The sequence below is a fragment of the Anaerolineales bacterium genome (genome assembly GCA_016928575.1).
Taxonomy (GTDB): domain Bacteria; phylum Chloroflexota; class Anaerolineae; order Anaerolineales; family RBG-16-64-43; genus JAFGKK01.
This window is the reverse complement of sequence record JAFGKK010000061.1, coordinates 1-14724: the sequence shown is the minus strand read 5'-3', so window position 1 is coordinate 14724 and position 14724 is coordinate 1. Positions and strand designations below refer to the sequence as shown.

12 protein-coding genes and 1 tRNA gene are annotated in these 14724 nt (G+C 62.8%); 9 read left to right on the top strand and 4 right to left on the bottom strand.

The genetic code is table 11. The annotated features are described in order from the left end of the window. The first annotated feature begins 32 nt into the window (after window positions 1-32). Entirely contained in the window at window positions 33-1409 is a 1377-nt protein-coding gene (locus JW929_07950) for a carboxypeptidase regulatory-like domain-containing protein (GenBank protein MBN1439324.1), read from the top strand. Between the two features lie 358 nt (window positions 1410-1767). Beyond that, window positions 1768-3117 carry a hypothetical protein gene (locus JW929_07945; protein MBN1439323.1) on the top strand — a complete coding sequence of 450 codons (1350 nt, stop codon included), beginning with the start codon at window positions 1768-1770 and terminating at the stop codon, window positions 3115-3117. 421 nt (window positions 3118-3538) lie between these two features. On the opposite strand, the gene JW929_07940 is transcribed toward JW929_07945, so the two are convergent. From JW929_07940 to JW929_07925, 4 genes are all read right to left on the bottom strand, one after another. Further along, window positions 3539-4411 carry a hypothetical protein gene (locus JW929_07940; GenBank protein MBN1439322.1) on the bottom strand — a complete coding sequence of 291 codons (873 nt, stop codon included), beginning with the start codon at window positions 4409-4411 and terminating at the stop codon, window positions 3539-3541. Window positions 4412-4485: 74 nt separating this feature from the next. Further along, complete coding sequence (locus JW929_07935) at window positions 4486-7119, bottom strand: GAF domain-containing protein (protein MBN1439321.1); 2634 nt, start codon at window positions 7117-7119, stop codon at window positions 4486-4488. Beyond that, complete coding sequence (locus tag JW929_07930; protein ID MBN1439320.1) at window positions 7116-8153, bottom strand: site-specific integrase; 1038 nt, start codon at window positions 8151-8153, stop codon at window positions 7116-7118. The genes JW929_07935 and JW929_07930 overlap by 4 nt, the downstream gene beginning before the upstream one ends. A 222-nt stretch (window positions 8154-8375) precedes the next feature. Continuing rightward, a complete protein-coding gene (locus JW929_07925; protein ID MBN1439319.1) occupies window positions 8376-9590 on the bottom strand; it encodes an LCP family protein in 1215 nt (404 codons plus the stop codon). A gap of 274 nt (window positions 9591-9864) precedes the next feature. Here JW929_07925 and rplS point away from each other — a divergent pair, with 274 nt between their 5' ends. The 7 genes from rplS to JW929_07890 all read left to right on the top strand — a co-directional run bounded on the left by rplS (window position 9865) and on the right by JW929_07890 (window position 14682). Next, complete coding sequence (rplS, locus tag JW929_07920; GenBank protein MBN1439318.1) at window positions 9865-10218, top strand: 50S ribosomal protein L19; 354 nt, start codon at window positions 9865-9867, stop codon at window positions 10216-10218. A 262-nt stretch (window positions 10219-10480) separates the two neighbouring features. After that, window positions 10481-11305, top strand: a complete 825-nt coding sequence (gene murI, locus JW929_07915) for a glutamate racemase (protein MBN1439317.1) — start codon at window positions 10481-10483, stop codon at window positions 11303-11305. A 142-nt stretch (window positions 11306-11447) separates the two neighbouring features. Further along, a complete protein-coding gene (locus JW929_07910) occupies window positions 11448-11909 on the top strand; it encodes a GNAT family N-acetyltransferase (GenBank protein MBN1439316.1) in 462 nt (153 codons plus the stop codon). Window positions 11910-12034: 125 nt separating this feature from the next. Continuing rightward, window positions 12035-12106, top strand: a tRNA-Met gene (locus JW929_07905). 225 nt (window positions 12107-12331) lie between these two features. Next, window positions 12332-13009 (top strand): hypothetical protein, encoded by a 678-nt coding sequence (locus tag JW929_07900; protein ID MBN1439315.1) that lies wholly within the window; start codon window positions 12332-12334, stop codon window positions 13007-13009. Window positions 13010-13093: 84 nt separating this feature from the next. Beyond that, window positions 13094-13453 (top strand): site-specific integrase, encoded by a 360-nt coding sequence (locus JW929_07895; protein ID MBN1439314.1) that lies wholly within the window; start codon window positions 13094-13096, stop codon window positions 13451-13453. 233 nt (window positions 13454-13686) lie between these two features. Then, the gene (locus JW929_07890; GenBank protein ID MBN1439313.1) at window positions 13687-14682 is read left to right on the top strand and encodes a site-specific DNA-methyltransferase; all 996 of its coding nucleotides are present in this window, start codon (window positions 13687-13689) and stop codon (window positions 14680-14682) included. The last annotated feature ends 42 nt before the right edge of the window (window positions 14683-14724 follow it).

Below are 14724 nucleotides of genomic sequence, written 5' to 3'. Positions count from 1 at the left end.
AAAACCTAATCTTGTCCCCCTCTGGAGGTTGCATGATCGAATACACTGCAGGCAAGACGAAGTCCGCCGCACCCCCGTGGCGGTCGTTGGCGGCGCTGGGGTTCCTGCTCGCGATCGCGGGTGGGGCGTGCGTCGTTTCCGGCGACGCGACCGGGGAGGTGGTCTACGTGACGGCGACGCCGGAATCGGGCGGGGGAGGCGGATCGGAAACGGAGCAGGCCGGCCCCCCATCTTCCGGGACGGCGGAATCCGGCCCGGTGGAGCCCTCCCCGACCTTCACCGTCGCCCACCTGAACACGCCGCCGGGCGCGGGCGGTACGACGCGTTACGTCACCGACCCCGTCACCCGCGACTACGCGCCGCAGAAGCGGGCGCCTTCCGGATCGGACATCTTCGCCGGGAACCGCTGGGAGCGGCCGTACACGGCGGAAGCGATGGAGTACCTTTCCGACGTGGACCTGGAGCGGGTGGAATTGCGGATCGTGGAACCGTGGATCTACCTGACCTTCTTCTTCATCGCCCCGCGCGCGGCGGGGGTGGGGCAGACGGTGTACGGGGGCGAATTCGACCTGGACCGGGACGGCCGCGGGGACGTTCTGGTGTGGGGGATTTCCCCTTCCGGCGCCGATTGGACCGTGCAGGGGGTGGAGGCGTGGGAAGACGGGAACAACGACGTGGGCGGCGCGCACCCGCAGGCGGGCGATCCGCCGGCTTCGAACGCGGACGGATACGAGCGTAAGCTGTTCGCCGACGGGCAGGGGGCGGATCCGGACTTGGCGTGGATCCGGCAGACCGAGGGCGGGGCGAAGGTTCAGCTGGCGTTCAAATATTCCGCGCTGGGGAACGCGTCAGCGTTCCTCTGGAACGGTTTGGCGGACGCGGGGATCCGGCGCTCGGACTGGTTCGATTACAACGATCACTTCACCGCGGCCGAGGCCGGGTCGCCGTTTCCGGCGCAAGCCGACCTGTACCCGCTGAAAGGGATCTGGGGACTGGACAACACCTGCCGCGACGCCTACGGCTTCACGCCGTCCGGCACCGAACCGGGGCTGTGCATGTACAACGGCACCATCTCCGGTAGGCTTTGGCTCGATGGGACCTGCGACAACCTTGCCGGCTGGCACAACGGGGTGATCGACGACGGCGAGCCGGGATCCGACGCCGGGCAGATCACGCTCGGCCAGGGGGCCTGCCCCTCTTCCGGATACCGCAGCACGGCGCCCGGCGCCGACGGGCGGTTCTCCTTCACGGAGGTTCCGGCCGGGACCTATTGCGTCAGCCACGAATACGCCGGGTGGATCGAATACACCACGCCGCATCCGGTGACGGTGGAATTGGCCGCGGGCGAGAGCGAGGTGGTGAACATCGGCATCTACGTGGAACTCGGGTGCCCGCCGGGGGGCTTTTAAGCAGCCGCGGCGGGCGCGGCCGCGATTTTCCATAGGCGCGCCGTGGGTGGTTCGGCATCCGCGGGGGGACGGTGGGATTCCGCGACGGCTCCTTGCGCGGCCCGTGGGCAGGCTGTGCTCCGGATCTCGAGCGCAAAGGCGGACCCCGGGGGCAGATGCCTTCCGGAATGCGCGGACGCGGCGATGCAATCTGCGGATGGGCGCGAGCGGACCCGGCGGAAAGTGCGCCGGGAGGCCGGAATTTGTGGATGCCGGAGGTTTGTACTACACTGAAAGAAACATGGGCGGAGGGGTTCCAAACACTTGGTTGATCCTCGACCGCAGGGGCGGATTTGAGGCTATTCCAAAGGAGGAGGAGATGTGTAAATCGAAAACGCCGAATCGATTCTGTGTGTTGCTTCCTCTTCTCCTGCTGATGATGCTGGCATGCAATCTGACCGAGAATGCGGCCGGCGCGGGATCGCCCGAGCCAAAGGCCACCCCGACCGCCGAGACCGGCGGAAGCCCGTCCGGGGAAACCGCCGAGAGCCCCGCGGATATTCCCGAACCCGCCGATACAGCGACGCCCACACCCACTTCCACCTACACGATCGTCCACTTGGTTACGCCGCAGAATCCCTCCGGAACCACCCGCTACATCACCGACTTCGACACCAAGCCCTACGCCCCGCAGAAGAAGGCGATCGGCGGGGACGAATACCACAACAACCGCTGGGAGCGGCCGTTCACCGCCGAGGAGATGGAATACCTTTCGGATGTGGATCTGAAACGGGTGGATCTGAAGATCGCGTCGCCGTGGGTGTACGTCACCTTCGAATTCCTCGAACCGCGCGCGGAGGGAATCCGGCAGACGATGTACGGCGCGGAGTTCGACCTCAACAAGGACGACCGCGGGGATTACCTGATCTGGGGGGCGTCTCCGCCAAGCGGCGAGTGGACCACCGACGGGGTGGAGGTTTGGAGGGACACGAATTACGACGTGGGCGGGCCGACGGCGCAGGTTTCCAACGCCCCTTGGGACCAGGCCGACGGGTACGATGAAAACCTGTTCGCCGCCGGGCAGGGGGCCGATCCGGACTTGGCCTGGATCCGACAGATCGAGGGGGGCAAGAAGGTGCAATTGGCTTTCAAGTACTCGGTGGTAAACAACGCATCGCAGTTCCTGTGGAACGGACTGGCGGATCTGGGGATCCGGAACCCGGCTTGGATGGACTACAACGATCATTTCACCCAAAAGGAGGCCGGCTCGCCGCTTCCGGTCCAGACAACCTTGTATCCATTGAAAGAAATTTGGGGATTGGATAACACCTGCCGGGACGCCTTCGGCTTCACGCCGACCGGTACGGAAGCGGGATTGTGTATGTATTTCGGAACCATCAACGGCGTGATCTTCCGCGATTACTACCATGCCAATCCGCCCGCCATGACCGACAACGGGGTGCGGGACGCCAACGAACCGATCTACCCGCACGGCGAGGTGCAGCTCGGTCAGGGGGCCTGTCCCTCCGCCGGCTATCAATCCGCCGCGATCGGCGCCTCGGGGGCGTATGCATTCGAGAACATTCCGGTCGGGACGTATTGCGTGCGCTACCTCGGCGGGGGCATCGATTTCTACATCACTTCGCCTAATCCGGTGACGGTCACGCTGACCGCGGGCGAGGTGGAAACGGTCAACTTCGGAGTCAATTGGGTCACGCCGCCGGCGTAAAGGATCATGGTATCCAAGAAAAAAAGACGCCCGGGGCTTCAGCCCCGGGCGCGGATATTATGCCCGGCATTCCTTCGCAAGACCGCTCAGGACAGGCAGCCGGGCGAAAACAACCGAAAACGCCCCCATATTTTCAAGCAGAGCCCACCATCCACGAAAAGGGGTATTTGTTCCGACTTTTCAGGGATCTCAACTTGGAGCAAAACCGCGTCGGAGAATCCTCCGGCGCGGATCCTTTACCTCCGCCAGAGCCCGGTAGTTATCAGTTCATTGGGAGAGAGGCTTGATAATCCCCGCCCGGATCTCGAAAATCCGGCACCTGACAGATCCATTACACCCGTCAGGTCCTTGACGCTCGAGGATCAAGGGCGAGGAGAGAAGCTTCTCGAGTAAAGAAATGCCGAGTTATTCTCTCGGGGGGCTAAGGCTGGGTGGCAGCGGGCGTGTGTTCGCGTTCCCAGAGCAGGCGCAGGCCGGTCTGCAGGCGGCGCAGGAGACATTCCTTGCGCTCAGACGGAAAGGTGAAGAACTCCAGCAGGGACAGGGCGGCCTGGGCGATCTCCTTCTGCGGATCGGGCTTCTCGCGGATCGCGGCGGCTTTGCGTTGGGCGGCGCGCAGGAAATTGGAGAACTTGGCGACGCCGTCCGAGTCGATCCAGCCGCCGTGCGAGCAGATCAGGCGGCAACCCTTGAACGGCGCGCGCCGCAGTGCGGTCAGGGTCTCCAGCCAGGATTCAAACCGGGCTTCGTGCAGCAGCGGGGGAAGCGCGGAGGAGAGGGAATCCCCGACAAAGAGGATCTCTTCCTTCGGCAGGTGGACCCAGCACGCGCCGGGCACGGTCGACGGCGCGTGGTGCAGGACGATCTCCGACGGCGACCAATGGAGCGTCATCGACCGGTTGAAGGCCATCGCCGGACGGGGCCAACGCAGAGACAGCGGATCCAGGTTCAGGGAGGAAGCTTCCAGCGCGCCGAGCAGGGGATTGTTCTTCAGGGAATCCTGGAGGGTCTTGACCGCGTCGGTCGTCTGCTGGTGCGCCAGCAGAGTGGGGGGCTGGCCTTCGTAGAGCGAAGCCAGGTGGGCGGCGGCGAAGGCCCGGTCCGGGGAAGAATCCATTTGGACGATGAAGGCGATCGGGCGGCCCTTCTCGAGCAGCCGCTTGCGCCAGGCTTCCGCCTCCATCGGCAGAATGGGGGTGTCGATGCACAGGATATTCTGCGAGCCGACCACCGCCGCCACGCCATGGCCGTGGCAGCCGGATTCAAAAAGCACGTGTGCGGGAAGTCGGGGCATGCGGCCTCCGGAAAAGGATGGAATGGTTCCGCTTGCGCGGGATGATCTACAGCCGGCGCCGGTCGAGCGGCCGTTCAGTCTGCGGCGGCGGGCGGGGATGCCTCTTCGGCGGCCGCCGTCTGCGGCAGGCTGAAGCGAAAGGCGGCTCCGCCCTCCGCCGGCGAATCGATCCAAATCCGTCCGCCGTGGGCTTTGACCGCCAGGCGGCAGAAGGCCAGGCCGAGGCCGAGCCCTTTGGGCGCGCCGATGCGCTCGATCCGGCTGTATTTGTCGAAGATTCGGTGGCGCTCCTCGGCCGGGATTCCCGGCCCGGTGTCGCTCACCGAGAACCACACGTTCGACCCGTCCGGTTCGGCCGTCAGGCGGATGCTTCCGCCGCCGGGGGTGTATTTCACCGCGTTGTCGAGCAGGTTGCTGATCACCCGGCGGATCATGTCGGAATCGGCCTCCACGCTCGGCAGCGAAAGCGGGATGCCCATCTGCAGGATAATGCCCTTGCCCTCCGCCACCGGCTGGGCCTCCTCAACGGCCTCAGCCGCCAGCGCGGCCAGAGAGACCTTTGTGCGCTTGATCACCGCGCGGCCTTCCTCCAGGCGACGCAGGTCCAGGAGCGAATCAATCATCCGCGAAAGCCGGCGCGCCGAGCGCAGCGAGATGGTCAGCAGGGAGCGAACGGTTTCGTCAGCCGGCGGCGGATCGTTGAGCAGCTGCAAGCTGGAGATGACGTTGCCGAGGGGCGAGCGCATGTCGTGGAAGAGCATCGAGGTCAGGTCGGAGCGCAGTTCGTCGAGGTCGGCGCGCTGGGCGATGTCGCGGACGATCCACTGCACCGTATCCTGATCCGGCTCCGGCCCCGGGATGCGCTTGACGTAGAGCTCGACCGGCGCCTGCTTGCCGCTGTGCGTGCGCAGGCGGGATTCGTAGCTGCGCACCTCGCCGTGTTTGATGTCGCCGAAGCGCTGGCCGAGTTTGGCGGTGTGGACCGGATGGAGGGCCTGAATCCGCAGCTTGAGCAGTTCCTCGCGGGAGTAGCCGGTGAACTGCGCCGCTTGGGCGTTGGCGTCGACGATCTTGCCGTCGAGGTCGCTGATCAGGATCGGATCGATGCTGTCTTGGAAGAGGGTCAGGTAGCGCTGTTCGGCCGCGCGGGTTTGGGCGAAGAGCTGGGCGTGCGAGATGGCCGAGGCCGCCAGCCCGGTGAGGTATTCCAACACCTGGACCGACTGCTCGCTGAAGGCCCCGCTGAGCGGATTGATCACCTCGACCGCGCCGAGGATTTGCTCGCGGAGGAGGATCGGCACGCAGGCGACCGAACGGGTGACGAACCCGGTTTGGTTGTCGAAGGCGGCGTCGAATCGTTCGTCGAGCCGGGCGTCGGCGACGACGAGCGGCCGGCCGTTCTGCACCACCCACCCGGCCAAGCCCTGGCCGGGCTTCAGCCGGCGGCCCTGCAGGGCGGCGGCCTTGGGTCCGGTGGCGCTGCGGAACACCAGGTCGCCGCTGGCCTCGTCGATCAGCGCGATCGATCCCGCCTCCACCCCGAGGAAGGCGACCACCCGGCTGAGCACTTCCTTGAGCACCTCGTTCAGGTCGAGGCTGGAAACGATCATCCGCGTCGTTTCGGCCATCATCGCCATGGTCCGAGTCTGCTGTTGGCTCTCGGAATACAGCCGCGCGTTGGCCACCGCGGTGGCGGCCTGGTCGGCGAAGGCCGTCGCCAGGCCGGCGTCACCGGGCGTGTAGGCCGCGGGCTTGTGGCTGTCGATCGAGATCAGCCCCACCGGCTTGTCGTGCACGAGCAGCGGCACGCCGAGCCAGCCGCGGATCTTCTTGGATTCGGGGATTGCTTCGTTGACGTGCCAGCCGGCGGTCTGCTGGACGTCGTCGATCACTTTCGCTTTGCGGTCCTTCATCGTGCGCCAGGAGGGATTCTCCGGCTGGAAGGGGAAATAGAAATCTTCGAACACCGCGGGGTCGGCGAATCCGCGCGAGGCGGCGACCCTCAGCCGGTCTCCCTCCAACAGCAGGAGCGAGGCTGAATCGAAGGTCACGATCTGGGAAAGCTGGTCGAGGATCAGCGTGAACACCTTCTCCGGCTCCAGCGTGGCGTTGATGATATGCGCCACCTCCTGGAGGGTGGAGGCGAACATCCGCCGCTGGTGCTCCGAGGTGTAGAGCCGGGCGTTTTCCACCGCCAAACCAACCGTCTCGGCCGTGGCGGCCAGGAGCCGCAGGTCCTCGCTGGAAAAGTGGCTGGTGGAGGTGTGCACCAGGGTGATCACCCCGACCACGCCTTCGCGGCCAAGCAGGGGCGCGCTGACCGCCGAGCGGGTGGGCTGCGAAGTTTGGGTGTGGGCCTGGGCGACTTTCGGATCGGTGGGGATCCAGCGCGGATCGTTTTGGGTGTCCTCGACCAGCGCGACTTTGCCGTTTCCGAGGACCCAGCCGGCCAAGCCCTGGCGCAAAGCCGGGGCCAGCTGCTGGACGGCTTTGGGGATGATCGATCCGCCGACCGCCATCGAGGCGTCCAGCAGGTTTCCGTCCTCGCCGATGACCGCGATGCTGCCGCCGGAGGCTTTGAGGGATTGGACGAGCAGTTCGAGGGTCCGGCTGAGGACCTCGGAGAGATCGAGGTGCCGGGCGAGTTCGCGGTTGAGGTGGTAGATGATTTCGAGGTGCCGGCCGACCCGGCCGCTTTCGAGGTTCACGCGCCGTCCTCCATGGACAGCGAGTATAGCACATCGGAAGCGGCCGTTTCGCCGGCGGCGGAGGTCAGCTGTTCGATTTTCTTCCCCACTTCGCGCCATTGCATCCGGCTGAGGCCCAGCTTTTGGCGGACCTTATCGGGCTCCAGGCCGCGCTTGCGGTCCAACACCGCGCAGGTCCAGCGGCACATGTCAAACGAAAGGTGCTTTTCAAGCCCGGCCCGCGCGCCGATTTCCTCCAGCAGGTATTCCAGGCGCCGCGGGGACCACGGGAAAACGCGGTCGGTTGGCGCGTACTGCTCCAGGTAGCGCGCGTAGCTTTCCACCCACTCCCGCGAAAGCGCGATCTTGCGCTCCTTGAAGCGCTGGCGCGGATTTCCGTAGCGGATGAACAGGCAGGGCTCCCCGGCCCCGGAGTCGATGTGGTTCATGCGCAAGCCGGTGCATTCCCCTTTTTTGATTCCGGTCTGCAGCAGCAGGGAGACCAGGGTGAACGGCCGGTCGTCCGCAAGCGGCTTCCCCGGCGGCGGGCGCCGGTTCGGATCGGTTTTCGAACCCCCGCGGCCGCGGAGAATGGCCGGCCCGGGAGCGGAGCGCATCGCGCGGGCGGCGGCCAGCACCCGCCGGGCTTCGGCGTAGGTGAGGATCTCCGGCAGGGGGCTTTGCACCAGGCGTTGGACGATCGGCACGGCGGGATCGGCCGCGAGGACCCCCGTCTCCAGCATGCGCCGGAAGAAGGATTTGACCGAGGTGATCCGCCGCGAGTAGGTTTTCGGACTGCAAGGGACTCCGCGCTCGGTTTCCATCCAATGGAAGAAATCCTGCAGGTCGCGGGTGGAAACGCCGGAGAGCGCCCGGCCGCCGCCGAGGTAGCGCATCATCAGCCGCAGATCGGCGGTGAAGGCGTTGACCGTGTTGGGGGTGTTGCCGGCTTCCTTTAAGGATTGTTCCCACACGGCGATGGCGGCGCTCAGGGAATCCCCGGACTGCAAAATGCGGTCCGGGTTCGGCGTCGGGTTCTCCGGCAAGACGGGCATTTCTCTCCAGGTTCCGGCGGTAATCCCGCCGCACACGGGCGGGAGCGGCCGGATGAATCCAATGTATGCCGGGAGGGCCGGGGAGTCAAGCGGACTTCGACCCCCGGCGCAGTGTCATTCCGAGGAGCCCTGGAAGGGCGGCGAGGAATCGGCGGCGCATGACGGAAGGGCTGATTCCTCGGCCGCTCCCGCGGCCTCGGAATGACACGGGAAGGGACAGGGTCAGCCGGCCAGCAGGCCGGCCAGCAGATCGTGAATGGCGGGGTAATTGGGGAGCGCCACCATCTTCCCGTCGGGTGTGATCCAATCGGTGGCATAAGCTTTGGGGACGATGCTGGCCCGCTGGATGGAAGAGAGAGAGACCGAAGCGGCCATTTCCGCGAAGGGCAGGATCGCCTCAAGAGTCAGGTCGCTTTCCACGTATTGGGCCAGGGTGACGAAGAAGCCCGGGAGGTTGGAAAGGACGTTCTTGTTCAGCAGGGTCTGTGAGATGCCGAGCAGGACCTCCTGCTGGCGGCGGACACGGTCGAAATCGCTGGAGGTGTAGCGCGAGCGGACGTACCACAGGGCGGTTTCCCCGTCCATGTGGTTCCAGCCGGCGGCGACGCCGTAGCCGTTGGGATAGCCCTGGCGGGTGTCGTGCAGGCCGTAGGCGCAGTAGACGTCGATCCCGCCCAGCTTGTCGATCAGGTCCTTGAAGCCCCAGAAGTTCATCATCGCGTAATGGTGGATGGTCAGGCCGAAGTTGTATTTCATCGTATCCTGGAACAGGCCGAACCCGCCGCCGGGGTAGTTGAGGGTGAATCCTCCGGGGAAGGCCATGTTGATCCGTTCCATGCCGTAGGCCGGGATGTAGACGTAGAGATCCCGCGGGAAGGAAACCAGGGCGGCCTTCTTCGCGGTTTTGTTGAGGATCAGGATCATGATGGTGTCGGTGCGGAAGCCGCCCAGGCCGGAGGGGCGCAGGTCGCTGCCGAGCACGGCCACGTTCATGATGTCGTCGCCGGTGACGAAGACCTCCTGCGGGGTGGGGATCTGGGTCAGGGCGGGGTAGATCGGTCCGGCGTAGGGAGCCCAAGGGACGTTGGCGATCGGGGGGGTGGGCGTGAGCAGGCCCGCGCCGTCCGGAGTGGGGATTTCGCCTCCACCGCTGAGATCGGGGACGAAGGGGGTGAGGGTTTCGCGCACTGGATAGAACGGGGTGGGGGTGAGGGTGGCCAGGGCGGGCCGGGGGCCGACCGGCGCGTACGACCACACGCCGATCCCGAGGGTGGAGCATAGGCAGACGATCCCGATCGCCCCCGCCAGTAGAAAGTAGCGGGACCTCAGGGATTTGCGGGGTCCGCGGGCCGGCCGCGTATCCCCGGCGGCCGGGCGCCCCGGCAGGGATCCGGCCCAATGCAGGAACCGGTCCACCAGCGCGTTGATCGAGTCCATCGTCCGTTGGAACATCCCGTGAATTATACGACTCCCGGCGCCTTCCCGGAATGCGCGAATGATCTGCGAAAACCCTCCGAATCCGGGCGTGCGAGGAGCGCACCCGGCCGGGGCGCCCCTTGCCCCTCTCCAGACTCATCTCGGAAGACAGGGAAGGGGACGGGGGAAGGAGGTGAGGATCGGGCTTGACAGCACCTTCCCGGGCCTGTGGTATAATCTGCATGCCGTCCAGGAGGTTTCTGGCGGCAAATTGCTGTTCCGGCAGGCGGATGAAATGAGCGAAATATTAAAAGCTTTGGAACTTCCCGTCAACAAAAACGTCCCGGACCTGCATCCCGGCGATACCGTCAGCGTCCACGTGAAGATCAAGGAAGGCGAGAAGGAACGCATCCAGGAATTCCGCGGGACGATCATCCGGCTGCGCAAGGGCGGAAGCCAATCGAGCATCACCGTGCGGCGCATCGCCACGCACGGGATCGGCGTGGAGCGCACCTTCCCGCTGCGCTCGCCCAGCCTGGATAAGATCGTGGTCCAGAAGGGCGCCAAAGTGCGCCGGGCGCAGCTTTACTTCCTGCGCAACCTGAAGGGCAAGCGCGCGCGGCTGCACGATAAGAGCGACAACGCCTAAGCGGGTTCGATCGCGATTTTTCCACGACGCGGTCCGGATGGGCCGCGTTTTATTTTTCTGGACAGGATTTGCAGGATGATACACCCAAGAGGATTGACAGGATTTCATTTTCTCTTTTGGTGAAATAAGCCGGTTAAGGATCCCTTCACCGTTCATTTCTGCATATCTCCTCTCTGTAATTTTTATATCCCCATCCTGTAAATCCTGAAAAAACCTGTCCAGCCTGTCTGTTTTTTTTCACCACCCGTGTATAATCCCCTTCATGAACAAGGCACCCATCGGCGTGTTCGATACGGGGGTGGGCGGATTGACGATCCTGCGCGAGCTGCGGCTGCGCCTGCCGGGCGAGGATTTTCTCTACGCGGCGGACCAAGCCCACGCGCCCTACGGCTCGCGCCCGATGGAGGAGGTGCGCCGGCTCGGGTTTGGGATCGCATCGTTCCTGCTGGCGCGGGGCGCCAAGCTGATCGTCGTCGCCTGCAACACGATCTCGGCCGCGGCGCTGCAGCCGCTGCGGGCGGCGCATCCGGAAGTTCCGTTCGTGGGGATGGAGCCGGCGGTCAAGCCGGCGGCGCGGGAAAGCCACAGCGGCGTGATCGGCGTGGTCGCCACGGAGGCCACCTTCCACGGCGAACTGTTCGCGAGCGCCGTGGACCGCTACGGGAAGGGCGTGCATGTGATCCCCCAAACCCTGCCCGGCCTGGTGGAACGGATCGAAGCCGGCGAGACGGAAGGCCCGGAGCTCGAAACGTACCTGCGCGTGCGGCTGCAGCCGCTGCTGGATGAGGGGATCGACGAGCTGGTGCTCGGCTGTACGCACTATCCGCTGGTGGAGGGCGCCCTGCGGAAGGTGCTGGGGCCGCGGGTGACCATCGTGGATCCTTCGCCGGCGATCGCACGGCAGACGGAGCAGCTGCTGGCGGAAGGCGGATTGCGCGGCGGCGGGGCCGGGTCGGTCTGCGCCTTCACCAGCGGCGATCCGGATTCTCTCCGGCGCTTCATCCGTTTGGCGCTGGGGGAGGATTTTCCGGTGCAGAGAGTGAAATGGGCTGACGATGATCGACTCATGGAGCAGAACCTCGAGTGATCGTCATGTCGGCGCCCGCGCATGCCAAGCGGGGGTAAACGCAACGGGCATCCACCCCCGCGTAAAGCACGCGGGAGTGACGTTTTGATCGTCATACCCGCATGTTTTTAGCGGGCATCCAGAGGTTTTCCTCTCATCCTTCATGATCATCCAACACCGTTTCGCAACCACCGAGGATATCCCGTTCCTGGCGCGGATGAACCGCGCGCTGGTGGAGGACGAGGGGCACCGCAACCGCGTTCAATCCGACGCCTGGCTGGAACAGCGGATGCGCGCGTTCCTGGCGGGCGATTACCGGACGGTGCTGTTCGAGGCGGAGGGCAAGCCCGCGGGGTACGCGCTGCACACGATCCACCGCGAGCATCCCGACACGGTCCACCTGCGGAAGATTTTCGTCGAGCGGGGAATGCGGCGGCGCGGCGTGGGGAGCGAGATGATGCGGATCCTGCGCGAAGAAATCTGGCCGGCGGATAAGCGGATCGCCGTGGGCGTGTTGAGCGGGAACCGGGCGGCGATCGCGTTCTACGAATCGATCGGGTTTACGCCGTACGCGATTGAGATGGAGATCCCAGCACGGAAGATTCCGGGAAATACGGGGAAGTAATCGGCAACAAAAAGCACAAAAGACACATAAGCCTTTCGAAAACCCGTTTGGCGGAAAATCCCCGATACCTTGACCGGGACGGCGGCGGAGTGCTACAATCCCGGCGCGTGACCGGGGGACATCGCTGCGGGGTAGAGCAGTGGCAGCTCGTCGGGCTCATAACCCGGAGGTCCTAGGTTCGAATCCTAGCCCCGCTACCTTTTGGAACCACCGACCGCGAGGCCGGTGGTTTTTTATTAGCCCGGAGGTTGTAGATAGGAAAATTTCTTCTCGAAGGAGATTTTCCTATGAACGTCAGACCGCAAAACCCCTGCCCCCCGCCTGCCCCCGCGGAGGGCGCAGGCTCTCGAATTGATTTTGGAGCCTGCGCGATCCCGCAGCGGGGGAGCATGCGAAACCGGAGTTCTTCCGGTGCAGCGAATATGCGAGGGGGGGTAACGGTCTCCCAGGCGATCGAAGGCTTCATTCTTCACAAGAACCCCGCCTTCGGCGGGGCAGGTGCGCAAGGGTTAAGCCAGCGAACAGTCAGCAGTTATAAGGATATCCTCGAGCATTGGGCGGCGCGCATCGGCGGCGACACCCAGGTTCCCGGCATCACCTCGCAAGACCTGAAGCGCTACCTGGTCTGGAAAACCACCGAGTACGTCCCCATCCGCAAGAACGGAAAGACACACCCGCTTTCACCAAAAACAACACGGAATATCTATGTCACCTTCCAAGCTTTCTTCCGGTGGATCGGCGAGGAATTCGAATTTCCCACCCCGATGAAGGGGATCCCAGTCCCGAAATTCGTCTCGCCACCGATCGAGCCTTTCACCAAGGACGAGGTCGTGGCGATGGTCAAGGGATGTGTCCAAAAACGCGAAAGCCGGCCTTCCAACCGCAAGGCTTTCACAACCCGCCGGCCATACACTCTCCGGGATCAGACGGTTATCAAGTTTCTTCTGGATACCGGCTTGCGCGCATCGGAATTCACCAGTTTGCGGATCGGCGACGTGGACCCCGGCTTAGTACACCCTCGCTGCGCATTCATCGCCTCTCAGAAAACAGAATCGAGAGGCGATGCTTCGCGAGGACAGGCGCCGGGGCAGGCCTGGTGACCGGCCGGGTCATGATTCGCACCGGAAAAGAGGGCGGGGCGAAGGGCGGGCACCCCGGACAGAGCATCCGGGGCAGGTGGGCGGATCGTCTTTGTAGGGAATGAGATCCGGCGATCTTTATGGAAATATCTCAAGGACAGGCCGGACGCCCGTGATCCGCAGGCGCCGCTTTTCCTGAACAACCAACAGCAGCCGTATTGCCGGAACAGCCTGCGGTTGTTTATCACGAAACTCGGGAAGAAACTGGGGATCAAGGCCCACCCGCACAAGTTCCGCCACACCTTCGCGATAAACTACCTCCGCAATGGAGGGGACGTATTCACCCTCCAGGATCTACTCGGCCATCACAGCCTGGAAATGGTGCGCCATTACGCCCGTCTGGCCGAAGTGGATATCGCCGCGGCGCACAAGCGGGCGAGCCCGGTGGATAATTGGAGGTTGTGAATTGTTTGTCATAATTATCCAAGTTATGAGTAATAGTAGTGATTCAGTCCAATTCCAATTAGTCGGTGCCCGCGCCAATAACCTGAATAATTATTGTTTACCTCCTTTGCGCGACTATCCATCACTCAATAATGCTTTGATTTTTACATATTTACCTGTATGATTAAGAATATTCTTTATTTCCTCATTTCATCTTGCGAATAGGATGATTCAGTAGTTGGAAGGGGATCTTCATGCCACGACTCACCGAACAGGAACGACAGGACATCCTCCGCTACCTCGAAGCCGATAAGCCCCTTCCGGATAAATACCGCTTCCTGCTGTTCGATGAAAAGCGCGAAGTTGAGCTGGTTTGGAACGGTAAAACTAGCGAGGTCTGCAATATTGTCTTACCCTTCCAGGTCATTGAGCAGGTGGACGAACCGCGCGCTGAAAAACCGGCGGATACGGCTTTGCAAATGGGGCTTTTTGATACCCGCGGCCGCCAGCTCAGTGGGTGGACGAACAAGCTCATCTGGGGCGAGAACAAGCTAATCCTCTCCTCACTGAAAAACGGCCCGCTACGTGAAGAAATTGAAAAGCAAGGCGGGTTGAAGCTTATTTACATCGATCCGCCCTTCGATGTGGGCGCGGATTTCTCGATGGATATTGAAATAGGCGATGAGACCTTCACAAAGAAGCCCAACATCCTCGAGGAGATCGCCTACCGTGACACCTGGGGCCAGGGCGCGGATTCTTTCATCGCCATGATTTACGAGCGAATGGTCCTGATGCGGGACTTGCTGGCGGAAAACGGAAGTATTTATTTACATTGTGATTGGAGGGTAAACGGATATGTCCGGCTGGTTATGGATGAAGTATTTGGTCGCCCTTATTTGGTAAATGATTTAATTTGGCATTATCGAACTTTTCAGGGGCAGACACATGCTTACTTTGCAAAGAAACATGACAATCTATTATTGTTTCGAAAGGGCTCTGAATATACATACCACGAGATTTTTGATACTGAAGTTGATGATACGATCGATTTCAAGAGATGGAATGCATATCTTGATGAGAAATTTTGCATTACTGGAGCTAATATGCCGGTTCAAGATAGCCGGTTCATGCGATATTTGAATAAGTGGAAGAAAAAGAACGGACGCAACCCAGGACCTAACGACATAGTATTTCAGGTTCAAGGACTTAAGTGGACCCCATCATTCGGACAAAAAAGAGACCCCCATTAAGGTACATTCTCCTTTCGTCGGATGATGGATGGACAGGGGCGG